The sequence below is a fragment of the Flavobacterium sp. genome (genome assembly GCF_029945805.1).
Lineage (GTDB): Bacteria > Bacteroidota > Bacteroidia > Flavobacteriales > Flavobacteriaceae > Flavobacterium.
On the sequence record NZ_JAQSDH010000035.1, the window covers coordinates 109087 to 134420 of the forward strand.

Below are 25334 nucleotides of genomic sequence, written 5' to 3' on the forward strand. Positions count from 1 at the left end.
ATCAATTTATATTAAATTCCATTTCGATTGGAATGTGGTCTGAAATTTTTCTTGCTTCTTGCAATGATGACCAAAATTTATAAAATGGAATGACTTGTGAATTTACAACTTTGATTTTATTCTTATTATACCAAATGTTGTCGAACTCAGAAGCTAAACAATCATCATTATAGCAGTCTTTTTTTAAAGATGTTTTCTGATTGAAAAATACTGATTCATACTCCATTTTTCTTAAAGGTATAAAAACAGTATGTGACTGTGGGCAGTTGAAATCGCCTAAAAAAATTAAATTTAGATCAGGATATTCAGTAGGTAAAAATTTGAAATATTTTATTTCAGTCTCAGGCTGTTTACTTTTAGTGATTGCATGGAAATTTGAAATAGTAAATTGTTTTTTATTGTATTCAAAAGTGGCAAAAAAAGGTTCTCTGTCTATTTCTAGGTTGTATTTTTGCTCTAACCATGCATCTCCAATTTTCTTAACTTTTGCAGTTTTCCATAGAAAGGCATAACGTTCCGTTTTGTATGCGCTGCTTGTTGTTGGGTCACTAATGGTGTAATCCCATTTCGAACCTTTTCGATTAAGTTCATCAGCAAGTCTCGCAACAGCTTGAGCACCACCATAACCTGCTACTACTTCTTGTATGGCAACTATATCGCCATCTTTAACCGTATTAGCAATAAAAACAATTGTAGAATCTGATTTGGATTTGCCAAAATTTTCAAGATTCCAGGAAATGACTTTTACTTGTGCATTCAAGATTAATGTAAAGAATAAAAAATAAAAGTATATTGCTTTTTTCATTTACATATTTGTTTTATCATCATCTTTTCGTCTTAAAAGTTCTGAAATCACAAAAACAGGGTCTTCACCAGTTTCGATTAAATTTGAAAAAGCCCAACAACAATCTCTAGTTACATTATAATGTACTCTTTGATCTGATTGAATTTCTCCTGGAAATAACATATAGGTTACTAAATCACCGGAATGTATAAGTTCAACACAATTGTATTTAGTACTTACGCTTACTTTACCAAAGTTTAATAATCCATTGAAATGAGATGCTAAAACTAAAATATCTGTCGTTCTGTCTTCATCGAAACTATTTAGAATTAGGGATTGGAATTCAAGTTTATCTCTACCCACTTGATATGTAAACTTAATTCGTAAATTATCTTCAATATTAAATATCGTTTGAATATATTTTTCTTTATCAAATTGACCATAATTCCATCCTTCTTCTTTGTGAAATTTTATGAGTTCATTCCATACTATCTCGGTACGTTTTTTAACATTTAATAAGCGATATATTTTACGTAAAGTTTCTGAAAAAACATAGTAATAATGTTTAATCCATATTCCAATTGCATTAAAAAAAACAAAAATAAAAGAAAGGATAATGATGGGTGCTAAAAATTTGAGAATATCCATATTTAATTTTTGAATGATAATTTTTATCTTGATGCATAGATGATACTAAAAATTATTTTTAATAAATATTGAGATTAAAAACGAAAGCGGTTATTCCCTTTCTTTAGTTACCATAATAAGCTGTAGTATCAACTGCTGCGGCTGCGGCAGTATCAACTGCTTCAACAGCTGTAGTATCAACAGCTGAATTGTCATAATTACTGGATGACTCCTCTGCTTTCTCTTGTATTTTATTTAAGTAACCCGATATATCAAAATCTTTATTAAGAATATGAATAAACACAGTACTTGAATCGTTACTTGATGTAACTACAATATTTTTGTTACTCTTGTATACACTTGTGTAATTATTATTTACATAACCTTTCTTCATTAGATTATACCCATTTAATTTTTTCTCAAACGCTTTTTGAACTGATTCTGCCTTTCCATTCGCTTTACCTGCTAACGATATAAAATAATAAAAACCTTGTGGTTTTATATTGGTTGTTATTTTATTATAATTATAATCATAATCTACAAATTTCCCCAAAATGGCAAAGCCATAACTAGCTTCGTTATTAATAGTTTTATTTTCAAAAATTGTAGTTGTATCTCTGAAAGCATTAAAATCAGAAACTGATTTTCCGGTTTTGTTTAAGATTGTTTGGAAATTATCTTCGAAACTTAAATTTTCAGGTTTATCAACATTTATCACTTTTAATATTTTGTCAGTATCTAGATAGTCTGAAGTTATTGCTCCTTTACTACTAGAATCATACATGTAATAGATTAAATCTTCACCAATTACATCAAACTGCGGATTTACTTTATATTTACCTTCTTTATCAATTAGTCCATATTTATCTCCAGATTTTACTATTGCCATTTTATTCATAAACGGAAATGCTTCATCAAATTGAGGGTTTATCATAATTTTACCTTCACCATCTACATAACCCCATTTATCCGAGCTCTTTATACAAGCTAATTTACTTTCACCAAAAAATAAAGCATCATCAAACTGTGGATTAATAATAAATTTTCCCTTTTCATCACACCATCCCCATTTGTCATCTTGATTTATTAAATATTTATCACTATCAGCATAAGCATCTTTAAATTGAGGGTTAACTATATATTTCCCGTCCTCATCTATAACCCCTGCTTTGTCATCCAATTTAACAATAGCTTTATCGTCTTTAAAACGAAATGCACTATCAAATTGATGGTTTATGATAATTTTACCTGATTTGTCAATATATCCCCATTTACCATCTTTATTTTTTACTGCACATTTCCCATCGTGAAATTCGCCAACTGCATCAAATTGAGGATTTATTACTTGTTTTCCTGATTTGTCAACAAAACCCCAAATTGTATTTGTAGAATCTACTTTTGAAAATGCTGCTAAGTCCTCAGAAAATAATCTAACTACTTCTGCATCTTTTAAAGTGAATTTTATTTCTCCTTTTTTATCAATAGCTGTAGGGGCTGAATTTTCAGAAACTACCCAAGCAATTCCTTCTTGAAAAACAGTGGCGTCTTTATAAGTAGCATTTATCGCAAATTTCCCATCTTTATCTATGTAACCCCATTTACCATTTTCTCCGGTTGTTTTTACAAGAGCTAAATCTTCTCTAAAAGCTGTTGCTATTGCGAACTGAGGATTTATAACAATTTTGCCTTCTAAATCGAAGTAACCATATTTGTCCTTTTGAGCATACGGAATTAATTCAATGTCTTTTGATGATTTAAAAAAACTGCATCCTACCAATAATAATGGCGCTATAATCATTAAAATTTTTCTCATAAGTTTGATTTGTTTGTTAGTTTTTAAAAGTTTCTAATAGCTCTTACATACATTGAAGTAGATTTAGTACTTGTACTGCTTAACGTTCCTGTGCTAAAATTTATACTCCAAGCTGTTGTTGTACCAACTTGAGAGGAGCACCAATATGGAACATTACCAAAACCACCTATTGTTGTTTTATTTAAATAAAGTTTATTTAATTCATCTCTGCTTGGTAAATACCAATCCGTGTAACCGCCTGATGATAAATTATTACACAAAGCTGCTGCAATTGTTGTTGTAGTACATCCATTTACTATTGCGCTTGTATTTGCTAATCCGGTTCCTAATGTTGTATTTGTTCCAGCTATTGAAGTTCCGGAACAACCCCATTGTACTCCCGTACTTTGATTTGAGGTTGTTGCAATTAAGCCATGTGTTTGTCCAGTAACATAACCTGTATCGCCTGACGTGAATATATAAGCTATTATACCTCCTTGATAAGCTTGTCCAACTGCTAAGTTTGGAAGTGTTGTAAAAGTTAGTGTATTACCGTAGGCGGTACCCAAACTATTTGTTGCATACGCTCTAACATAATAAGTTGTATTAGCAATTAAACCTGTCAAAGAACTAGAATATGAAGTACTACCAGTGCCGTTATTTGTTATGCTATTTGAGGTTGTAGGAGTTGATGTAGTGCTACTCCAACATACTCCTTTTGCGGTAATAGTTGCTCCTCCGTTACTTGTGATAGTTCCACCACTACTAGCTGTAGTTTGTGAAATTGAAGAGAGACTAGTTGTGGTAATTCCTGTTGGAATTGTACCAGAAGAAGTTACAAAGGTTCTAGAGGAACCATAAGCGGTACCTACGCTGTTTGTTGCATAAGCTCTAACGTAATAAGTAGTTCCTGGTAATAAACCTGTTATTGCGCTAGAAAATGTTCCAATTCCAGAACCATCGATAGTTTTGGTATTTGCTATTGTTGGACTTGATGAAGTGCTCCAACACACACCGCGAGATGTAACTGTAGCACCACCATCTGTTGCTATATTTCCTCCACTTGATGCGGTTGTTTGTGTAATTAATGATAAAGTAGTAGTTGTTATACCTGTGGGAATCGTAGCTGAAACAGTTGTAAAAGTAATAACATTACCATAAGCTGTTCCAACGCTATTAGTTGCATACGCTCTAACATAATAGGTTGTGCCCGGTGATAATGTTGTTAATGAGCTTAGAAATGCTCCAACACCTGAACCATTTATAGTTTTAGTATTTGCTATTGTTGGATTGGAGGATGTATTGCTCCAGCATACTCCACGAGATGTAATAGTAGCACCCCCATCATTATTAATGTTACCCCCACTTGAAGCCGTTGTTTGTGTCACAGCTGAAACTGAAGTAGTTGTAATACCGACTGGAATTGTTGCGGTAGTAGTTGAAAATGATTTTACATCACCATAGGCTGTTCCTATACCATTTGTTGCATATGCTCTTATATAATATGTGGTGTTAGCCGTTAAACCGGTTAATGAACTTATAAAAGTGCCTATTCCTGTACCGTCATTTGTTTTTGTATTTGCAATTGTTGGAATTGTAGCAGTACTGCTGTAGCAAACCCCACGACTTGTAACATTTGAAGCACCACTATTAGTTATAATACCTCCTGTTGATGCTGTTGTAGCAGTGACTAAGTTTGCAGCTGTAGTTGACGAAATAATAGGTACTGTTGCTTGTAATGTTGTAAATGTGACGGATAATCCATAAGCAGTGCCATAACTATTAGTTGCATAAGCTCTTGCGTAGTAAGTAGTACTTGGATCTAAATTATCTAAGGTACATGTGTAATTCCCTAGAGTTGCCGTGTTGAATACTTTTTTCAATCCAGAAATGGTAGGATTGTTACTGGTGCCATAACAAACACCTCTAGCAGACAAGCTAGCTCCATTGTCGGTTAATACATTTCCAGAAACATCGGCTGTTGTTTGCGTTACATTGTTAAACTCAACTGTCTTAACTGCATTTTGTAATTTCCCATAATCGAATTCATTGGTACAACTGATTATTAAGGTAAAAACACCTATTACAATTAATACTATTTTTGATTGGAATACATTTTTCATTTTATCCTATTGTTTTTTTAATATTTATATTTTCCCTTAAGATTAAAGGATATACCAAATGTTATTTCAGGTTTATATAAATCTTTATCAATATCCATTAATGCTGCTCCACCATTAATGTTTATCACTCTGGATACGCGAATCATTAACCCTGCGGTAGCGACTGAATATCCTGTTTTTTCTAAATTTACTTCACCCGAATAATCATTATTCATAATTCTATTATAATAACCATAACCGACTCCTATATTTAGATATATTCTTTTAAAAATTTTAAAGTTTGGACCTAATTCTATTTCGGTTTTATTTTCTGTTGCTTTACCGTTTAAAATATCTTCTTCAGATGTCAAACTTGTTCTTGCTGAAAAACGAAATCCAATTGTTTTTCTGCCACCACGTTCATAAATAAAACCATATTTTGCAATTTCTCCACTTTGAATACCTAAACTTGAGAATGAATTTAAGTGGCTCTTATTTTCACGATCTACTTTTTTACTATATGCTTCTGCTTCTTTTGCTCTTTTCTCTTCAGCTTTTTCTTCAGCTGCTCTATTTAATTCTCTTTCTTTAGCAGCAGCTTCATTTCTCACCCGTTCTTGTTCTAACCGTTCTTGTCTTTGTATTGCTTCTCTTTCCATCCTTGCTTTTGCCTCTACTTCCTCTTTTTCCTTTCGTAATTTGGCTTCAGCAGCTTCTTTTTCTTCCCTTTCTTTTTGCAATGCTTCTTCTCTAAGCTTTGCTTCTTTTTGAGCGTTGAAAGTTGCTAAGTCTTTTGGGTAGGTGTTTAGAATATTGTTCTCTTGTACTACTGCACTATAATTAAGATCTTTTTTTGAATTTGGATTTTTCAGATATTTATTAGTCAAATTTCTCGTACTAGTAATTAAAGCATAGTTATCTAAAGGATTGGTTTTAATTATTTCAGATTTTGCTAATATTTCCATCGATAAAACAAAAGGAGGAGGAGAATTTTTTTTAAACTCAATTTTTATTTCTTCAATTTTTTGGATTGTAGTTTCATAATCTTGCACATTAAATGCTTCAGAAGCCTCTTTAATGATGATTTTAACATCTTTTTTTTGAGCTAAAGAAATTTGAAATAACAAAAGAACTAATAGGGTAAGTGATGCTCTTTTTTTCATTTTTTTTTGAATATCTTATTTTTTATTCTCTAATTCTTTTGTTTTTATTGGAGAATTTTCTTTTGAAGATTTATCATCTTCATTATTTTTTGTTACTTTTTCTTTAACTTCATCACATGGTTGCAAATCATCATCGGTATATCCAACTACACTATTTTTAATTTTTTTTATAGTTTGAACTAGATATGGATAATCTTTATAATGTTCATCTTTTTCGAGAGCTGTATATTTTTGTTTCAAAATAGCGCTTTGGTCAGCTTTTTTATATGCATCTAAAGTTTTTTTCAACAAGCACGTGTTTTCTAAATAATTTTTTAAAACACTACTCATTCTCTTTTTTGTACTATCTAATTTTGAATTTTCATCTAAAGCTGGTAGCATTTGAATTTCTTTTATTGCTTCATTTACTTTAACGGAATCATACTTTTCAAATATTACATCATTTCTAATTTGAAATAACTTTAAATAATTTTTGTTAAAATCTAATGCTTTATTACAAATTTCAAAGACCTCTTTATTTGTGTCATCTAATAGAATACTTCTTATTAAAATGTTAGAGTTTTCAATTCGCGTTGATATATCATCAATAGCTAAATCTGTTTCCATTAAATATGGTTTGCTAACATATTTGTTATCAAAAATCTCTCTAAGAAAAACAGCATTTGTTTCTTTTATGCTTTTTTTGAGTTGTGCAATTTCTGCATTAGTTGATTTGGTTTGATTAGTTTCTAATTTCTCTTTTGCAGTTTTTTCACTTTCTAGTTTTTCTTTCAAACTTTTTAATTCTTTATCTTTAGAATTAATAGTATTTATTAATTCCTCTTTGCTTGATTTGGAATAATCTTTTTGAGCAAAAGAAAATGTTGATATCAAAATAATTAGCAGAAAATATTTTTTCATGGTTTTTTAGTTTATAAAATTATTCAGTTGGCACACCAGCAGTAGCCCAATCAGTATTAAATTGAGCTAATTCATTGATTAATCTTGTTTTAATATTATTGAATAAGGGCTTAGCTCTATATTTTGGTTGTAATTTTGGCATGTTGTCAATTTCATTTTTAAAGCTATAATAAAGAGTATCATTATAGTTTGTAATGCCCGGTGATATAAAACTGTCTACTTTATTGGGCAAGGTTTCAGAATAATATATGTAAGCATTTATTTGTCCTCGATAATAATCTATAGAACTATTTCTGGATGTGATACTTTCTAATTGACTAAGCCAATTTAAAACATCTGTACTTGTATTCATAGTATTCCCAGTCAGATAAAATTCACACCTGTTGTACACTAAATTTGAGTATACAGTAGTCAAATTTGATATTAGATTAGCTTTTGCTGAACTGTTGATTAATCCTTGTTCATACGAAGCATCAATCGCAGTTGCCAATGTATTGTAACTATTTGGATCAAAATTCTGATTTTTTAAAATGTCAATTTTATTTTCTAAGTCTTTGAAATTTGTATTGGCCTGCTCATCTATTATTTCTACGCCCTGAACATCGTTATTCTCTACTAGTATGAGAACTCCAACTATTAAAACCCCAATAATCATTGTTGCTGCTAAAAAAACAAGACTTCTATTTTTTTCTGTTATTTTTATCATACTATTATATTTTGTTAGGATCTACTTTTTCACCATTATTATTTTGATTATTTTGTTTTGGTGCATTTTTCGGTTTGCCAGTCTTTGGTTTAGTTACAATTGGAGCCACATTTTTAGGTTTGCTTTCTTGTTTCCTATCCTCAGTCGAATGAATAATTATTATCTCTTTATCAGGTATCCTTTGTCCTGATATTTTCTCTAGATTTTGTAAAAACTCATTTTTTTTGTTGCTATCAAAAACTAAAGATTCGTTTTTTAATATTTCGTCTAGATTAGTACTGTAAAAATCAGCATATTTACTTTTATCTTTATTATAAGTCCATTTTTCATTATCTAATTTGAAATGGTATTTCTCTAGTTTAGGGTAAGAGGTTATATAAACAGTAGTGTCTCTAATAGACCTATCTATTTCAAATGTTATTTCTGAAGCTGTTGGATTTGCATTTTGATTAGCCTCATTGTTAGAAATTGGTGTTGGTTCTGGTTCCGGTACAGCATTATCTTTTATAAAAATAAACCAACTTCCAACTCCCAGAGCCACAATCATTATTACCATTATAAAATACAGACCATACGTTTCAAAAAAACTAGCTTTTTTTGGTCCTTTTGGTCGGGATGGCGAAGGTGGAGCTGTGTATTTTCTCTCCACATAAATCATTGAACCTACAGCTTGTTTGAATTTTGGATTGTCAGTAGTATTATATTCTATTTCATCTTCCTTTTTTAGTATTAATACTAATTCATTATCATTTTGATTAAATTCTACAGGAACATTATTTACTTTTAGTTCCTTTAGAATTCTATAATTGTTATTTATTAAAACTTCTTTAAAATTGGTTCTTACTTCTTCGAAAGATTTCAATCCTAGTGATTTAATAATGTCGGTTGAAACCGCATTTTCTTTATTGAAAGCATACATTTTATTAAATAAACCAACAGCTTTATGATTAAATAAACCGCTTAATTGCGGATTATTACCATCATAAAGGCAAAATGCTACTTCATTAGTGTTAGTGGTTATAAAGTTTGCTTGATTTACTTCTAGCGGTAAATCATATTTTAGTAAATTATTGTACTCTTGATTGTTTTTTAAAGTACCTGTACTTTCAAACTCGAGATACTTTTTATTAATTTGTTGAAGTATTACTTCAAAGTTGGCTAATGGATATTTTTTTGGCGTATATAGTCTAATGGCGTAAAAACCTGCTCTACCAAATGAATCAGTAGCATCAGTAATAACCAATGAATATACTCTATAATTTGGAGTTATTTGAAATGTATATACATCAGATTGGTTTGCCAATTTTGTAGCATATTTATTTTCATCGTCTGTAGTTTTTTCAATTTCAGGAGTTCTTCTAATTTCTTTTAAATTATCTGAAACAAACATATCGTTCAAACCCGAAGTAGTTCTTTGTATTATTAGTCCGAATAAATTCATTTTATATTAGATTAATTAAAAATTTTATTAGCTCCACCACTTATAATAAAAGAATCGTTTGTGATTTGATTGAGTATTGTTTTTGCAAAATCTCTATCTAATGTATTCAGTATGGAACCATAAGATAAACTTCCGATTGAGAATGGTATTACTTTGATTTTAATACTGTTTTTTGTATCCTTTCTAGCAGCAATACAATTATTTTTTAAGCTTAAAAATTCATCGTTTAAAAATTCAAGTGCAATGTCACCATTCGGTCTATCGTCGAATGGGTACTTTGATTCCTTTATTGCATCGAATTTATTTACTACTAAATAAATTGCATCTGTTTGTTCTAAAACACCATTTGTATTAAATATTTGGAGGATGTTTGGAAATACAACTGACTGATCAAATTTACTTATTGACTCCGTATTTTCATGTTCTAATGAATCTATGACGAATATTAAAATCTTTTTATTTTTGTTATTGATGTATTTTAAAAATTTATCTACTTCAGCATTACCTTGTATCTTTTCATATAATTCGCCGGGAACATCAACAATATTTAGAGGATGTCTTTTATTATTGGGATCATTAATAGAGGCCGCTATATAATTGTATGAACCCACATCTGTTCGTTCTGGCAAAACACCTCTATTTAAATCTTGTATTAAATCTGTTTGAAAATTCACCCCTGCTGCGTGATATGGATCTGGTAGCAATACCCCAGTTTTGTGAGCTACATTTAACAAACCTGCAATCATTGTTGATTTACCAGAACCAGGAAGTCCTATAAAGTAAACATCTGTACGACCTTCTTCCATTGGAGGAAGTTGCTCTATCGTGTAACTTTTAGTTATTTTATCGGCACTACAATAATATTTTAGAGCGTTAGCCGTTTTTAAGGGCAAACCAGCTTCGGTAATATCTTCAAACGTAATTACTCTTTTGTTTATCAATCCTTTTATTTCATCAGCTATGATTTTTCCTTTTAAGATTCTATCTAAATGAACTGTTTTTTGATTTTTTAAATCTTCATTCTCTAATTCTATTTTCTCCTTTTGAATAGCTGCTTTTAATTCATTTTTGACACTTTCAACTTTTGTAGCATCTAATCCCGCATTTATGAATTCATCTATGGTAATGTCTCCTTTTTTTATGATGTTTACTATGCTATCTATATCAATATTATTACAATTAAGTAAAATATTATTTTTTTGAACTTCAGTCATGATTTCTTTTTTAACTAATTAAATTTCTCTAACATTTTCTATTGCTAATGGATCCATATCATTAGATTTAACATAGTCCACAATTCTCCATGTAAAAAATGGAATCAAAATGAATAAATGCGTAAGAATAATGAAAACTGTTGGAATCATATAATTTGGTTTGTATTCAATATTTAGCTTAGTTGGGCTATTTAGAGGAAGTTGCTTTTTATCAAATACAAGTTTAATCTCAGTTTTATTTAAAGGTAGTTCTCCTATCTTTGAATTAATTGATTTTACATTGGCTTCTACATATTGATTTAATTTAGCATAAGTGGCCACTAAGCTTAAGCGTTTCCAATTATCAAAAACACTTTGGTAATTCTTATTATTAATACTGATGGTTTTATCAATATTCTCAATATTCTTATTAATCTTAATATCATATGGATTTACTTTAGCACTTGCTACTTCATTCACATTTATATAGTCAGGATTACTTAAAATGCTAACTTCTACTTTGTAAGAACCGTTTACTAATTCTTCCCTTAGTTTAATGCTTTTGGTGGTTTTATAATCTCTTAGTTTATTTTTTAGTTGTGAATCAAAACTCTGAAGGTCATCATGGGCTCTTTTTTTATAAATAGAGGCAATACTATCGACTAATTTTATTTTGTAAGTAGCCTCTTTTTTAATCTGGTCTTTGCAATTGTATTCCACATTGATAAAATGTGACATCAAATTAAAACTCACAAATCCTAGTAGCAAGAAGAAAATCCAAAAAAGTGATGATGGATGTAAAAAGTTTTTTTTAATCATTAATTCCTTGTTTTTCTTTAAAAATTGTACAACAAAGAAGTAGCATATTACAAGGAACATACTGCCCAACATGCTTATAACTAAATTACCATCTGTGATGTATAATAGCCCCATAAAATTACCTATTAGGATTACTAATAAAAAGATTGAGGATATAATGTCTACGAATAAAAAGTTTTGTTGTTTCATTAATTTAATTGATTTGTTTGTATTTACTTTTATTGTTAATTAATACTGCTCACAATATCTATAATTTTAATATTGTTTTTTGTTATTGTGTTAGCATCCAGTATTTTTAGTATTTCCTGATTTGAAATATTTTTATTTTTTGATTTTATTAAACCTATCAAACCTGAAATAATTGGAGCAGCCATACTAGTGCCTTGAAGTACTTCGTAACTGTTACCAGGTTTTGCGCCATAAATATTTGTTCCGGGAGCATAAATGGTTGTATAATTACCAAAATTTGAAAATCCCGCTTTTATACCATTTTGATTTACAGCCCCGACTTTTATTGTTGATTTTGCTCTTTGGAATGGGTCAAACCCTGTTAAAATATTGCTATTACCTGCCGCTAAAACACAGGTTACCTTTTTCTCACTAGCATAGTTAAATAAATCATCCCAAAATTCTGTTTCATCTTTAGCACTCGAATTTATGTATTCTTTTTGCCTTTCGAGTGGGATATTTAAACCCATTGGAATCTGCATCCCAAGCGATAAATTCACTACATCTGCTTTATTTTTGATGGCGTAAAGTATGGCATCTATAATATAAGTATTGGACACCATGCCGTTTTGATCTTCCACTTTGATTGGCATGAATGAACATTCTGGACAAATGCCAACTAGTCCTTGATTGTTATTTCCATTAGCAACAATAGTTGAGGTAACATGCGTTCCGTGATTTTCTTTACTTGGACTTACATTTTCCGATTTATCAATCACATTATATGGTTTAACTGCTTTTCCAACTAATTCCGGATGATTTAAGTCGAAACCATTATCAATTACTGCAATTACAATTTTTTTATCTCCAGTAGTTTGATCCCAAGCTTTATTAATATTTATTGCTTTTAAATACCAACTAGCGCTATTGTCTTTTAATTTAGGATCGTTAAAAGTTTTGACATAATCAAATAATGTTTCGTCCCAAACTAATAGTTTGTATTGGTTTAATTTTGCTTTTACTTCAGTTTTAAAATTGACTCTGTCTTTATCAGGAAGTTGTACTTGTAAACGATTCACAACGCTATCGATGTAGACAATTTTATATTCGTCTGAAGGATATTTTTGTTTTAGTTCATTAGCAAACTTTGCAATAGAATTTGATGTGTTTTTAATTGCAATATTTACTAGATTAGAAACAATTCTTCTTTGATTTAGTGTGTCGTTAATGATTTTAGTAGTATCAATAGGATTGATTTGAGCAGCTTGTTCTGGTAAGTATTCTTGATGCCAGTATTCTTCTTCAGTGTTTGGTCTGTCAATAAAAACACGGTCTACAATTCTTTGAATATTTGTTTGTTCGTTGCCATTTGAATTTTTGTTAAATCCAAAAACTATTACCCAAAAGAGTATCGCCAATAGTAACATTAGAAACAGAATAAGAAAATACCGAAATGGAAATTTATTAGTTTGCATTATAGTTGTATTTTATTAATTCTATCATTTCATCTTGTTGACTAATGGTTTTTGAAATCTCTTTAACGATTTTCCCTTTTTTTCTGACTATTAATTTAACGTTTACAGGACTTGTTTCTCTTTTTTCAAAAGCTTTTACACGGGCACTGTAAATCCCATTTGGAGGCGTACATTTAAAATAAATATTTTCTACAGGCTGGTCAGTATCTATACCTTCTGCGTTTAAATCAATATCTAATTGTCCGCCAGCACTTGAAAATTGGTTGTCTTGGCTTTTGCAATATTTTTTATACCATATATGATTGCTTTTTGCATCAATAACATCCAAATCTAGATCATCTGTTGAGTTCCAAATTAGTGTAAAACTAAGACACCCAAATTCTCCTTTATTATCAATTACTCTAATGGAATCACTAACAATTGCATTTCTTGCATTACAACAATCGTCAAGTCGTTTATTAATTGTATTAATTCTATCGTTTGTATTACTCCAGTTATTTCGACATAATACTGCATAAATGAGTAATCCCAATAAGAAAAAGAATACCAGATAGTATAACCACCAATACTTATAAAAAAAAGATTTTATATTTTGTGTGTTCAAATTCATTTATGCTTTGCTAGTTACCACAGTCATTTGCTTTTTGTTCTAACTGATTTAGTTTCGTATTGATGTCGTTATAATTATCACTACAATCACATGATTTTAATAATAGAAAGAAAATTATCAGTAATAATAACAACCAAAGCAACCACCAAAAATTAGAAGCGAACCATTTTAAGAATTTCAAAAAACTTGATTCTTCAACGGGAATAACTCCTTGAACTTCTTCAGTTGGAATCTCTTCACTATTTTCGTCTTCTAAAGGGATGTCATCAACTATTGGTTCTGTATAATCATCTACCTGCTCAATTTCATTTTCTTTATTTATTATTGGAACATTCTCAATTGCTGCATTCCTGTCAGGATACAAAAAAGTATTAGGTGTTTTTGAAATATTTGGTTTATAATTTTCGTTGTTATTAAACTTCCAACCCCATACAATACATATGTCTTTTCCGTTAGAGAAAATAAAATTATCGTTAGAATTGAATACTTTAGCTAGAAGATTAGCCCAATTCTTATTATTTTCATCGCTAGAACATGAAAGTTGGCTTATTTTAGCATTGATTACCTCAATAAATTGCCAATATTTCGCCAATTCATTTTCTGATTCTTCTTTGCTTTTCCCATTGATATTTACTAAATTTTCATGAACCGAGAACCAATCAAAGACATAACCATTTTGAACTGGTTTAGCTAAAATATTTTTATAATTCTTTTCAAGATTAAATGCCAAAAAATTAGCCACCTTATCATAATGATTGAACAAATAACTGTTATCATGTGATATTGGAATAAACGTATCAGTTGGTATTTGGTGGAATTTATTCATAAAATTAATTTAATTTGAATTCGTTAAAATCATTAATTAATTCTTTTAACTGATTGTTAGCTTGCTCATCATAACTTACAAAGCCACAATTAACTAGCAACGAAATTCTAAAAAATTCAATCCATTTATTGTATTTGTCTAAAACAATTCTATTTGAATTGGATACTTCGTCAGAATTATTTTCAAATAAGCCCTGAATGGTTTTTTGATCTGTTGGTATCGTTTTATTATAAAATTTAAAGTTGCTATTTGACTTTAAATTATCAATTTCGATTAATTCTTCAGTTGTAAAGTAGTTGATGTCAAAGTTGATTACAATTTCATTGATTAATAAAGAGAAGGTCTCTGCCAGAAATTCTTCGACACCACGATTTGTATTTGTTTCTGAAACTACATCATTTAATATTCGTTCCAATTTATCTTTTAAACCTCTGTTTTCAATTATTTTAGATAGATGGTTAGCAAGAAAAGAAGTGCTGTTTTGACTCAATCCGTTATTAATAAAATATTCTAAATTAGATTGATTGGTAATTTTTGACTCCCAATAATTTAACAATAATTCTGTATAAAATTGTGCTTTGGATTTGGTTTCCTTATTTGTGAAAAGATTTTCTTTTTTAATACCTTTTTCTGAAAGAAAAGATTCCACTTCCTGATTAGAAGATAGCCATAAGTTTTGTTTTAAAATTTCTATAACTTCTTCATAAGAATTGACATTTCTCAATTCGGGATATTGTGACATTAATATATTTCCTTGATTAAAATTATCTAAACTCTTTTCATTTATGTTTACTACAATATTTTCATTTAGTAAATTATAAATTTCAACAGGCTCTACAGATACTCGTTTAATTAATTGATTGAAACCATTTATATCTTTTGTCAAAATTGCGTTGAATGAAAATTGAATTTCATTCACACTTTTCATACTATTGGCTCTTAAAATAGTTAAATCATCAGTATGGATGTGTTTGTTTAACTCTCTTTTTAAATCAATAACCAGGTTGTTTAATTTATTGATATAATGATTTGTTTTGGTCAAGTTATTTGAAACTTGCGTTAAATTATCAATAATTAACTCCGAACCATCATTGTTTAAATTCGCTGCTATATTCCAGCTGTTTGCGGGAGAATCAAAATGATTCTGAACAAATTTGAAGTTTAAGAAAGATTCTTTTAATTTATCTAAAAAAGGACTTCTTTCTTCTCTTACTTTAATTTCATATCCTTTTTCTTCAAATCCATCGAAAGAATCTGTTGAATATTTGAAATCTCTTAACAAATAAAAGTTTTTGAAATTTTGTTGGTCTTTTGTCCAATCAATGTGCCAGTCTTTTGTTTGTGTTACAATTTCATTTTCAAAAAAGCGGTTGAATCGCGTGTCCCATTTATAGTCTAATTTCTGAACATCATTTGCATATTCAAAATCATTTGTTGTGTCAAATTTTAACTGATTATTAAAAAATGTAAAAATGATAAATAAAGGAGGCACATTAGCATCTTTAAGAGCATTGTTTCTATCATAAGCATTACCACCAATATTTTTTGATATCCAATTGAATAATAATGATGGAATTTCGTTGACATCTAATTGCTTGTCATTTGTACAAAACAAAAGATTGTTGATATTGAAATCATCAGAATATTTGTTGAATAAATACGAAACCTTTCCACGCAATAACATATCCGGAATAATTTCATCGTCTACATCTTCAATTTCTATTGCTAATCTGCTTCTTGCTCCGGGGAAATCTAATAAATCAGAATTTTTTAAAAATTCTTTGCTATCTGTAAGTTCGTTTGGAATAGAGAAAACAAGTTCGGCAGTAAGAGCAGTTATTAAAGATAAATTGATTTTTATTTCCTCGCCATTCTCTTTTTTTATTGTTGTAAATTTATTGCAAGTGTATAATTCTTTTAGTCGCTTTACATCTAATACTTCTCCTTCGCCTCTAAGTACTTCTTTAAATGATAAATAGGCCACTGCATCAAAATTAACAGTTTTTAAGTCGGATATTAACTTTGAAAAAAGGGCTGAAAAATGGTCGTTTTTATTCCATAATACCTCAAAAATTGCTTTCCATTCCTGATACTCAAAACCATCAATAATTTTCCCAATACGTTCAAAGAAACGCGATTCATTTAATCCTTCAAATAGAATTGTGTGTTTGCTTAAATGATTTTCAAAATATTCTTTAATTTCTAAAATATCATATTCTGAAAGAATGGTTTGTTTTGAATTGGAATAATTAGATTCGAAATTCTTAATGTGAATATCTAGCTCCTTATTTTTATCAAAATTTGTTATCTTTTTGAGGTCTAAAAAGAAGGAATCCAAAATAATAATTAAAATGTCTTTTGGAGAAAGTAATTTTACTTTAATTGGAAATTCTTCATATTTCACTTCATTATTAATTGTAAACCTAGTTACTACACCTGTACTTTCTGCCCCAACACCTGGAGGATTGATGTCTTTAAGAAAATCATATTCTTTATTATTATTTTTAATAACAAATGGTTGCCCTTTGCTACTTAATAAATTTTTAATCAGATAGGATTTACCTACTTGACTGCCACCAAAAATGGCAATAACTGGTTTAGAATCGATGTTGTTATATACCTTTCTAAAAGTGTTTAAAGCGTTTTTGAGTTTTAATAAAAGTGAATGCTTTTCCTCATATTTTAAGTTGCTCTCCACCCATTTAACGGATTCAGTCAACTTAATGCTATTGGAATTTATATCCTCCTTTAAAACTGCTATATCTTGTTCTGAATAATGTTTCATAATTATCTGGCATTTAATATAAACTCGCAAGTATCTAACCAATAGCCATTCTCATTATCTAAGGTTTGGTAATTTAGCTTGAAATATTTATTTGGTTTGTCATTTCCTTCATTATCCTCAACACTCTCAATTTTTAATTGTTCTTTGGATTCATCAATATCTCGGGACAAATTGATTTTTAAGGGGAAATTTTGGTAAATCTTGTTTTTTTCAAGACCTATTTGTTCTTCATAAAAAGCATTGTCTTTATTAGGATGACGCGTTTTTACTGTCTTACTAATCTCTTTATTATCAATACTTATGCTGTATAAATCGGAAACTGGATAATTTTTAGAAATGAACTTAGCATATCCAAATTGATATGGAAGTGTATTAACCAAAATTGTATTTTCGTTTTTGGTAGGAGTTAGAATCACTTCTTTATTACTATAATTGGTTTTAACGATGTAATCAGCAGTAGAGATTAATTTTTGTTTTATCAGTTCGGTATCTATTTTTAAGTCATTAATTTTTTTGAGTTTACCTGCCATAAGTGCTATAATTGCGCCAACACTTACCATCGTTTTGGGATCTTCTACAAATCCTCTATTGTCTGAGAAAGGAAACCATTTACCAATCCAATACTTGTTTAAATTGATTAGATTGTTTGGAGAAATAGCTAAGTATTTTAAAAATATTTCTTCCATACTATTTAATGAGCATGGTTTTCCGGAAAGTACAATATAATCACATTGGTATTGGTTTAATACCAAACAAAGCTGTTTTATTAAGCTATCAAAAACAGAACTTGTAATAGTATTAATTTTTTGTGTACTAACTTTCCATTTAATTTCTAAGAAGTTAAAACCAAAATGCTTTTCAAAATAAAGAACGAGCTCTTTGTTTTTAAATTCTTTACCAATTATCTGTTCGAATGATGCCTCATTATTCTCATTATTATTGGCATTTTTCATATAATAAATAGCAATTGGAATCGCTACTTGATGAATAAAAGCTTTACGCATCATTTTGGCTACATACCCAATGTTATTAGAATCTTGACCAAAAAAACCATTTAATTTTTCAGAAACATTTTCTATTCCTTTTGCTTTTGCATAATTTTCAATTACTCCTGTGCACCCTTCATCTGCATCAGAATGAATAGTTCCTTCAATTATTATTTGCTGAATAATTTCTTTTAATAAATCATCACCCGCTAATTTAAAACTGTCCCAGTATAATGGATCCGGCTTTATGTTTATGGTTTTATTTTTACTATTCAAAGAATAATCATTAATCATAACATCAGTTGTACCAGCACCAATATCAATAGAACCTACTGTAATTTTATCTTTGTTTTTGAATAAATAATTGTCAATTACATAATTGTTTCCTTGCAATTTTTTAGACAATAAACTGTACATAAAAACCAGTTGGCAACTAGTGGCTTCATCATATATCCAGTCTTTTCTTTCTTCTAAATCGGGAAGCTTTTTAGCAATATCTTTTATTGAAGGTATTATTTCAGGTAATTCAAACCAGAATTTGTTCTCATTAGAATCAAAATAATATTTAACGTAATTGTTTAATAATTTACAAGCATCTTCAGCTGCTTCTCTCAAGGCAATTTGTTCATACTGAATCATCCCTGTAGGGCAAGAAATTGTGATTCGTTTTAGTGTTCTAGGTATTGTTAGATTGCCATGATCTTCTCTGAACTTATATGAATTTATTTGAACGTAGGCATGAATTAAAAGTTCGAGAAAGACAAACTTCATTAATGAATTTCTTGAGAACAACGATTTTGACCCAAAAACATCCCCATTGGTTAGAGTACCATCAATTTTTAATTGCTCAGATATACCACTTAAATAAACCTTTTTAATTTTATTGAAATTCGTTGGGTAAAACTCCCATTCTTGATCGGCAGGATTAGTGTCCCATAAATATCGTTTTGGACTTGAATTGTGTGTTTTTAATTCATAACCCAGATTTAGATTAAGGTTGGCATTATTGATTAGGTTTTCTGCTTCAAAACCAATCCTAACGAAGCTAGGCACCGTGAATTTATTGTTATGGTATTTTTCTTTGTTTATGTTTCCAAAAACAGATTCACTAAAAACCAAATTCATTGGAAATGGTTGATTATACTCTACTTGTGGGTTGGAATAGTCTTGAATAATTATTTTTTTTACTTTTTCGAAAGTAAAATTTTCATCACTTTGATTTTCAAAAAGTAACGCGCAGGTTGCTGAATTACCAATATCAATTACTAAATCTACCGGTATTTTTTTAGCATCATCAGTAAACAACTGTAATTCGGGCGTTTCTTTTAAGCTCTCAATCCATTTTAATAAAAGGATGTAATGTGAAACATATTGCTTTATAGGTTGTTCATAACGCAATTCCTCATTCTTACCATAGAACGTATCCGCTAAATAACTCTCAATCCATGAAGTGGCCGCATTAGTATTGAATAAAAAGTTACTAATATTGATTTCATTGGTGTGAATTTTGAAAATGTTTTCTTCGGGATTTAAGCTTAATTGTGGCCCGGTTTTATCTGATTCATTTTTAGCTAAAGTGGTATCGATTGCTAAAACCAATTTTATTTTATTGTATTCATCATCACAGTCAAAATATACTCTTACCCAATCTGTTGGATACATTACATCCTTATTGATAGAATTGTCTTTGAAGTATGGTAAAGGAATCCATTTTTTCTTAAAATGTTTTAATGCTTTACGAAGATTATTGGTTTCATAAAAATCGACTATCTCTTGACAGTTTTTTAAATCAGCATCCTCTTTTAATTTATTGTTTACAATAAAATCTTTGTCTAGTAACTCTTGTTTTCTGTAAAAAGTTTCATTTCCATCGTTGGCTACTTTAAACAAAGGGTCTAAGGTGAAATCTAAGATGTTAGCATCAAATGGTTGGTGAAAATAAATTTTATTGCCTTTAGCAAAATCTAAATTGATTTCAGCTTCAAATTTATGATACTGTATACTAGAGTTAGAAATAAGAGAAATTCTTTTCATTAAATTAATTTTAATGTTGCTTTTTATAAAAAGTAAATTTAACAATTTTTAACAAATAACCTATTCGTTTTTTGAACATGTTACTTGTTGTGTTTTAAATCTAATTAGTATTGTAAATCAATAGTTTAGATGGTTTTTGCGAAATTAAAAAATTAGATTCGTATTATTTTACGGTTTTCATCATTCTTACTAAATCATTTTTTTAATACTTACAAAAGGAAATACTAATTTTTAATTTTAAGTTTTATTAAATTCAATTGAAATTATTGAGCTAAAACCATTTTAATAAACAACATTTTAGTTTAAAAGGCACTAAAATTTATTTATATTTGACGTTAAATGACAAAACTAAACTAGAACTTTGTCAAATAGCGACAAAATCTATTAATTTTTATAATGCACCCAAAATGCAATTTTTTTCATAATTAATTTGAATTTTACGCTTAAAAAAGAATCATAAACAACCCCTTTATTACCCTTATGGCCAAACAAGTTACCTCAAAAAAAGAAAAGCCAATTGAAGAACTCCTTTGGGATAGTGCCAATAAATTGCGCGGTACCGTTGAATCTTCGGAATATAAGCATGTAGTATTGGGATTGATATTCTTGAAGTTTGCCAGTGATAAATTTGAGGAACGCCGCAAAGAACTGTTAACGGATGGTAAAGAGAAATACCTTGAGATGAAGGAATTCTACAATATGTCGAATATTTTCTTTTTACCAGAAGAATCACGTTGGTCTTTTATTATTGAAAATTCAAAACAAGATGATATTGCTTTGAAAATAGATACTGCACTTCACACCATTGAAAAAAACAATCCTTCGTTGAAAGGTGCTCTGCCTGATAATTACTTTTCTCGTTTGAATATGGATGTGAGTAAGTTGGCGGCTTTGCTAGATACCATTAACAATATTGACACAATTAAAGATAAAGAACAAGATATTGTAGGTCGTGTTTATGAATATTTTTTAAGAAAATTTGCTATTGCGGAAGGAAAAGGAAAAGGTGAATTCTACACCCCAAAAAGTATTGTAAACCTCATCGCTGAAATGATTGAACCCTATAAAGGTATTATTTATGATCCTGCATGTGGTTCGGGAGGTATGTTCGTGCAATCGATGAAGTTTATTGAAAGTCACCATGGTAACAAAAAAGAGGTTTCCATTTATGGACAGGAATATACTGCTACCACATATAAACTTGCCAAAATGAACTTAGCGATTCGTGGTATTAATGCTAATTTGGGCGATGTTGCAGCCGACACTTTTGGCCGTGACCAACATCCTGATTTGAAAGCTGATTATATCATGGCCAATCCTCCGTTTAATCAAAAAGATTGGAGGGCTTCTAATGAATTGATAGAAGATTCACGCTGGCGCGGTTATGATGTTCCGCCTGTTAGTAATGCTAATTATGGATGGATTTTGAATATGGTTTCTAAATTATCAGAAAACGGAGTAGCTGGATTTATCTTGGCTAATGGTGCTCTTTCTGGTGGTGGCGAAGAATATAAAATTAGACGTAAACTGATTGAAAACAAATTGGTTGAAGCTATTGTTATTATTCCTAGAGATACCTTTTATACGACTGACATTAGTGTTACGCTTTGGATATTGAATAAAAATAAGAAAGCTAGAACGATAGAAATAAACGATGTTGAGAAGAAGTATCGCAACCGAGAAAATGAAATTCTTTTTATGGATTTGAGACGATGGGGTTCTGAATATGAGAAGTCTTATATTGAACTTACTTCCGATGACATTACTAAAGTAGCTGAAAATTATCATAATTGGCAACAGACTTCTTTTGAAACTAAGTATAAAAGCATTCCTGAATTTTGCTATTCTGCTACTTTTGAAGAAGTTGTGAAAAATGATTTTTCCCTAGTTCCAAGTAAATACATTGAATTTACAGATAGAGATAGCACGATTGATTTTGATACTGAAATGTTGAGAATTCAAAAAGAGTTCCAAACCATATTGGCTGAAGAAGTGGATTCACAAAATCAATTAAGAAATGCTTTTAAAGGATTGGGGTATGAAATCAAATTATAAGCGTTTAGGCGACTACATACAACTGGTTGATAAACGAAATACTGATTTAAAGGTTAATCGTCTTCTTGGTATAAATATTACCAAAAACTTTATGCCGTCGGTTGCCAATGTTTCTGAAACCGATTTATCGAGATATAAAGTTATTGAAAAAGGACAGTTTGCCTATAGTGCTATGCAGGTTGGACGCGATGAAACCGTTAGGGTTGTTTTGTTTACTGATGATGAGCCTGCTATCATTTCGCCTGCTTATTTAGTATTTGAAGTTGTTGATACAAAAGAAGTATATCCTGAGTTTTTGATGATGTGGTTCCATCGCCCAGAGTCGGATAGGTATGGTTGGTTTATAAGCGACAGCACCGTGAGAGCAAGTTTGGAATGGGAACGTTTCTGTGAAATAAAGTTGCCTTTGCCTGATGATATTAATGAGCAAAAATACTTTGTTGATATGTATCAAGGGCTACTAAACAATCAAAAAACTTATCAAAAAAGCTTAGATGATTTGCAAATAATTACTAACTCGTTTTTGGATAATTTGAAAAATCAAAAAGTCAAAACTTCATTGGGTAAATTAATTGAGCTTGTTGATATTAGAAATTCCAATAATGAGGTAAAAAAATTATTAGGGATAAATGTCAAAAAGGAATTTATGCCTTCTAAAGCAAATGTTGCTAATACTGATTTAGGGAAATATAAAATAATCAATAAGGACCAATTTGCTTATAGTGCAATGCAAGTAGGAAGAGACGAAACTGTGAGAGTTGTACTTTATGAAAAAAACAAGGCTGCAATTATATCTCCAGCATATAATGTTTTTAGAGTTCGTGATGTAAAAGTTGTACTTCCTGAATTTTTAATGATTTGGTTTCATAGACCCGAATTCAATAGGTATGGTTGGTTTATTAGTGATAGTAGTGTAAGAGCAAGCCTTGAATGGGAAAGATTTATTGAAATAAAAATACCTGTACCCGACATTGAAATTCAAGAATCAATAGTTACAATATTTCATACTCTACAAACGAGAAAGAAAATTAATGAACAACTAAAGAATATGATTCAACCACTTTGTCCTATTCTTATGAAAGGTGTTATGGATAAAGTTAATGCGACTGTAACGGTGTAAATTGGAAATATGGAATATAAATATCAGTTAATATTATTAGGCGAAAATGAAACATTATTTAAACAAATTAAAGTTTCATTAGCTAATAAGTTTGATGAGTTAAAACTAATTAGTGACTTAGTAAAAATTATCACTAAAGAAAACATTTCTGAATATACTGGAGGGCAACCTGCTTATGTAATTTATTCTGGTAATAAAAATAATTTGGATGCTGATACTTTAGAAATTCTTAAAAAGCAAAAACTTGATGGAAATGTAATACTCCCTATTTTTAATACTTCTTTTACTGATGAAATACCAGATGAATTAAGAAATCAAAATGGTTTAAAGTTTGAAGACAACTTAAACAAAATTTGCAATCTTATTTTAGAAGGTTTTGAATTGTTAAGAAAGAACAGAAAAATTTTTATTTCATATAAACGAACTGAATCAAGTAATGTTGCTATTCAATTATATGAAGCTCTAGAAAGAAATAATTTTGATGTATTTATTGATACACATTCCATAGATAAAGGAGAAGAATTTCAAGAAGAATTATGGCATCGAATGACGGATTGTGATGTAATTCTGATGCTCAATACAAAGCATTTTTTAGAAAGTGATTGGTGTGGACAAGAATTAGAGAAAGCTCATCTTAAAAGAATTGGAATAGTTCATTTAATATGGCCTGACAATGATTTTCAAGATTTTGCACAATTAGCACATTCAATTAAATTAAAAAACAATGATTTTGACAAGCCATTATTTAGTGATTTAACAAAAGGTAGATTAGGAATCGAAAAAGTAGACGAAATAATAAATCTTGTCGAAAGTGTTCGAGCAAGAAACTTAGCAGCAAGGCAAGATGCTTTAATAACTGAATTTACGCAAGCAGCCAATGATAATAAAGTTGAGGTAAATTTACAATTTAGTAGGTATATAACCGAAAATCTACCAAATGGAAAAAGAAGAGTTTATATTCCAACTATCGGAGTACCCCAATCTATTAATTGCTTTAATTCAGAACGATTAATTAAAACTATAGAAAAAGGAGAAGTTGATTCAATTCATTTAATTTATGATGAAATGTCAATCAGAGATTATTGGTTGGAGCATTTAGATTGGCTTAATGAATATCTAAAAGTGCAGACTATAAAAAAACAGAATTTTAACAAATGGTTTTCTAAATAATGAAAAATATATTTCTATCAGCAAGTATACCTTTACCAGAAAGGCATCCTAAATATTATGATACAGCAGATATTATTGCAATTAGAGAAGCTGTAATTTCATTAGTAACAGTTGTATTGCCACATCATAGAATTATTTGGGGTGGTCATCCTTCAATAACGCCATTGATTTACTATGTAATGCAAAAAATGAATTTAACCATTCAAGAGCATGTAAAATTATACCAATCAGATTTTTTCAAAGATAAATTTCCGGAGGACAATAATAAATTTCAGAACATAATATTTACTGAAAATATGGGAGAATTACCTTCAAGTATTCAAAGAATGAGGGAAAGAATGTTTTCCGAAAATGAATTTGCAGCTGGAATATTTATTGGTGGAATGGATGGTATTGAAGTTGAATATAATATGTTTAGGGAATATCATCCTAATGCAATTTTATTGCCAATTGCTAGTACGGGAGCTGCAACTAAAATTGTTTATGAAAATTTAAAAGAACCTAAAAATGAAAGATTGCTAAAGGATTACGGATATATGAGTTTATTTCAAAAATTATTAATTGATAAAATATAAAAG

19 protein-coding genes are annotated in these 25334 nt (G+C 29.7%); 4 read left to right on the forward strand and 15 right to left on the reverse strand.

Annotated features, from left to right (window positions below):
* Position 1 precedes the first annotated feature (1 nt).
* The 15 genes from PSU83_RS08970 to PSU83_RS09040 form a co-directional block, all read right to left on the reverse strand.
* Positions 2 to 805, reverse strand: a complete 804-nt coding sequence (locus PSU83_RS08970) for an endonuclease/exonuclease/phosphatase family protein (protein WP_300589034.1) — start codon at positions 803 to 805, stop codon at positions 2 to 4.
* Positions 806 to 1432, reverse strand: coding sequence for a hypothetical protein (locus tag PSU83_RS08975; RefSeq protein ID WP_300589036.1), 627 nt, complete (start codon positions 1430 to 1432; stop codon positions 806 to 808). It abuts the gene before it with no gap.
* A gap of 103 nt (positions 1433 to 1535) precedes the next feature.
* A complete protein-coding gene (locus PSU83_RS08980; protein WP_300589038.1) occupies positions 1536 to 3224 on the reverse strand; it encodes a WG repeat-containing protein in 1689 nt (562 codons plus the stop codon).
* Between the two features lie 23 nt (positions 3225 to 3247).
* On the reverse strand, positions 3248 to 5326 hold the full coding sequence (locus PSU83_RS08985) for a DUF1566 domain-containing protein (protein WP_300589041.1): 2079 nt from the start codon (positions 5324 to 5326) through the stop codon (positions 3248 to 3250).
* A 17-nt stretch (positions 5327 to 5343) separates the two neighbouring features.
* Positions 5344 to 6468, reverse strand: a complete 1125-nt coding sequence (locus tag PSU83_RS08990; RefSeq protein WP_300589043.1) for a cell envelope integrity protein TolA — start codon at positions 6466 to 6468, stop codon at positions 5344 to 5346.
* Between the two features lie 15 nt (positions 6469 to 6483).
* Positions 6484 to 7368, reverse strand: a complete 885-nt coding sequence (locus tag PSU83_RS08995) for a hypothetical protein (RefSeq protein ID WP_300589046.1) — start codon at positions 7366 to 7368, stop codon at positions 6484 to 6486.
* 19 nt (positions 7369 to 7387) lie between these two features.
* Positions 7388 to 8074 (reverse strand): hypothetical protein, encoded by a 687-nt coding sequence (locus tag PSU83_RS09000; RefSeq protein WP_300589048.1) that lies wholly within the window; start codon positions 8072 to 8074, stop codon positions 7388 to 7390.
* A 4-nt stretch (positions 8075 to 8078) separates the two neighbouring features.
* On the reverse strand, positions 8079 to 9515 hold the full coding sequence (locus PSU83_RS09005; protein WP_300589050.1) for a hypothetical protein: 1437 nt from the start codon (positions 9513 to 9515) through the stop codon (positions 8079 to 8081).
* A gap of 11 nt (positions 9516 to 9526) precedes the next feature.
* Positions 9527 to 10729 (reverse strand): GTPase, encoded by a 1203-nt coding sequence (locus PSU83_RS09010; protein ID WP_300589052.1) that lies wholly within the window; start codon positions 10727 to 10729, stop codon positions 9527 to 9529.
* Between the two features lie 18 nt (positions 10730 to 10747).
* Positions 10748 to 11716, reverse strand: coding sequence for a hypothetical protein (locus PSU83_RS09015; protein ID WP_300589055.1), 969 nt, complete (start codon positions 11714 to 11716; stop codon positions 10748 to 10750).
* Positions 11717 to 11751: 35 nt separating this feature from the next.
* A complete protein-coding gene (locus PSU83_RS09020) occupies positions 11752 to 13170 on the reverse strand; it encodes a S8 family serine peptidase (protein WP_300589057.1) in 1419 nt (472 codons plus the stop codon).
* On the reverse strand, positions 13160 to 13774 hold the full coding sequence (locus PSU83_RS09025; protein ID WP_300589059.1) for a hypothetical protein: 615 nt from the start codon (positions 13772 to 13774) through the stop codon (positions 13160 to 13162). Before PSU83_RS09025 ends, PSU83_RS09020 begins: the two co-directional genes overlap by 11 nt.
* A gap of 16 nt (positions 13775 to 13790) precedes the next feature.
* Complete coding sequence (locus tag PSU83_RS09030; RefSeq protein WP_300589061.1) at positions 13791 to 14606, reverse strand: hypothetical protein; 816 nt, start codon at positions 14604 to 14606, stop codon at positions 13791 to 13793.
* A 4-nt stretch (positions 14607 to 14610) separates the two neighbouring features.
* On the reverse strand, positions 14611 to 17391 hold the full coding sequence (locus PSU83_RS09035) for a virulence factor SrfC family protein (protein WP_300589064.1): 2781 nt from the start codon (positions 17389 to 17391) through the stop codon (positions 14611 to 14613).
* A gap of 2 nt (positions 17392 to 17393) precedes the next feature.
* Complete coding sequence (locus PSU83_RS09040; protein WP_300589066.1) at positions 17394 to 20411, reverse strand: virulence factor SrfB; 3018 nt, start codon at positions 20409 to 20411, stop codon at positions 17394 to 17396.
* 480 nt (positions 20412 to 20891) lie between these two features.
* Between PSU83_RS09040 and PSU83_RS09045 the strand changes: the two genes are divergently transcribed.
* From PSU83_RS09045 to PSU83_RS09060, 4 genes are read left to right on the forward strand one after another with little or no spacing between them, the layout of a single operon-like run.
* Positions 20892 to 22466, forward strand: a complete 1575-nt coding sequence (locus PSU83_RS09045) for a class I SAM-dependent DNA methyltransferase (protein WP_300589068.1) — start codon at positions 20892 to 20894, stop codon at positions 22464 to 22466.
* Positions 22450 to 23586 carry a restriction endonuclease subunit S gene (locus PSU83_RS09050; RefSeq protein WP_300589070.1) on the forward strand — a complete coding sequence of 379 codons (1137 nt, stop codon included), beginning with the start codon at positions 22450 to 22452 and terminating at the stop codon, positions 23584 to 23586. The genes PSU83_RS09045 and PSU83_RS09050 overlap by 17 nt, the downstream gene beginning before the upstream one ends.
* Positions 23587 to 23595: 9 nt before the next feature.
* Entirely contained in the window at positions 23596 to 24756 is a 1161-nt protein-coding gene (locus tag PSU83_RS09055) for a toll/interleukin-1 receptor domain-containing protein (RefSeq protein ID WP_300589072.1), read from the forward strand.
* On the forward strand, positions 24756 to 25331 hold the full coding sequence (locus PSU83_RS09060) for a hypothetical protein (protein ID WP_300589074.1): 576 nt from the start codon (positions 24756 to 24758) through the stop codon (positions 25329 to 25331). The genes PSU83_RS09055 and PSU83_RS09060 overlap by 1 nt, the downstream gene beginning before the upstream one ends.
* Positions 25332 to 25334: the final 3 nt, after the last annotated feature.

Bases quoted from the DNA above. Each gene is read 5' to 3' on its own strand.
- PSU83_RS08970 (WP_300589034.1), bottom strand. From the start codon at position 805: ATGAAAAAAGCAATATACTTTTATTTTTTATTCTTTACATTAATCTTG.
- PSU83_RS08975 (WP_300589036.1), bottom strand. From the start codon at position 1,432: ATGGATATTCTCAAATTTTTAGCACCCATCATTATCCTTTCTTTTATT.
- PSU83_RS08980 (WP_300589038.1), bottom strand. From the start codon at position 3,224: ATGAGAAAAATTTTAATGATTATAGCGCCATTATTATTGGTAGGATGC.
- PSU83_RS08985 (WP_300589041.1), bottom strand. From the start codon at position 5,326: ATGAAAAATGTATTCCAATCAAAAATAGTATTAATTGTAATAGGTGTT.
- PSU83_RS08990 (WP_300589043.1), bottom strand. From the start codon at position 6,468: ATGAAAAAAAGAGCATCACTTACCCTATTAGTTCTTTTGTTATTTCAA.
- PSU83_RS08995 (WP_300589046.1), bottom strand. From the start codon at position 7,368: ATGAAAAAATATTTTCTGCTAATTATTTTGATATCAACATTTTCTTTT.
- PSU83_RS09000 (WP_300589048.1), bottom strand. From the start codon at position 8,074: ATGATAAAAATAACAGAAAAAAATAGAAGTCTTGTTTTTTTAGCAGCA.
- PSU83_RS09005 (WP_300589050.1), bottom strand. From the start codon at position 9,515: ATGAATTTATTCGGACTAATAATACAAAGAACTACTTCGGGTTTGAAC.
- PSU83_RS09010 (WP_300589052.1), bottom strand. From the start codon at position 10,729: ATGACTGAAGTTCAAAAAAATAATATTTTACTTAATTGTAATAATATT.
- PSU83_RS09015 (WP_300589055.1), bottom strand. From the start codon at position 11,716: ATGAAACAACAAAACTTTTTATTCGTAGACATTATATCCTCAATCTTT.
- PSU83_RS09020 (WP_300589057.1), bottom strand. From the start codon at position 13,170: ATGCAAACTAATAAATTTCCATTTCGGTATTTTCTTATTCTGTTTCTA.
- PSU83_RS09030 (WP_300589061.1), bottom strand. From the start codon at position 14,606: ATGAATAAATTCCACCAAATACCAACTGATACGTTTATTCCAATATCA.
- PSU83_RS09035 (WP_300589064.1), bottom strand. From the start codon at position 17,391: ATGAAACATTATTCAGAACAAGATATAGCAGTTTTAAAGGAGGATATA.
- PSU83_RS09040 (WP_300589066.1), bottom strand. From the start codon at position 20,411: ATGAAAAGAATTTCTCTTATTTCTAACTCTAGTATACAGTATCATAAA.
- PSU83_RS09045 (WP_300589068.1), top strand. From the start codon at position 20,892: ATGGCCAAACAAGTTACCTCAAAAAAAGAAAAGCCAATTGAAGAACTC.
- PSU83_RS09050 (WP_300589070.1), top strand. From the start codon at position 22,450: ATGAAATCAAATTATAAGCGTTTAGGCGACTACATACAACTGGTTGAT.
- PSU83_RS09055 (WP_300589072.1), top strand. From the start codon at position 23,596: ATGGAATATAAATATCAGTTAATATTATTAGGCGAAAATGAAACATTA.
- PSU83_RS09060 (WP_300589074.1), top strand. From the start codon at position 24,756: ATGAAAAATATATTTCTATCAGCAAGTATACCTTTACCAGAAAGGCAT.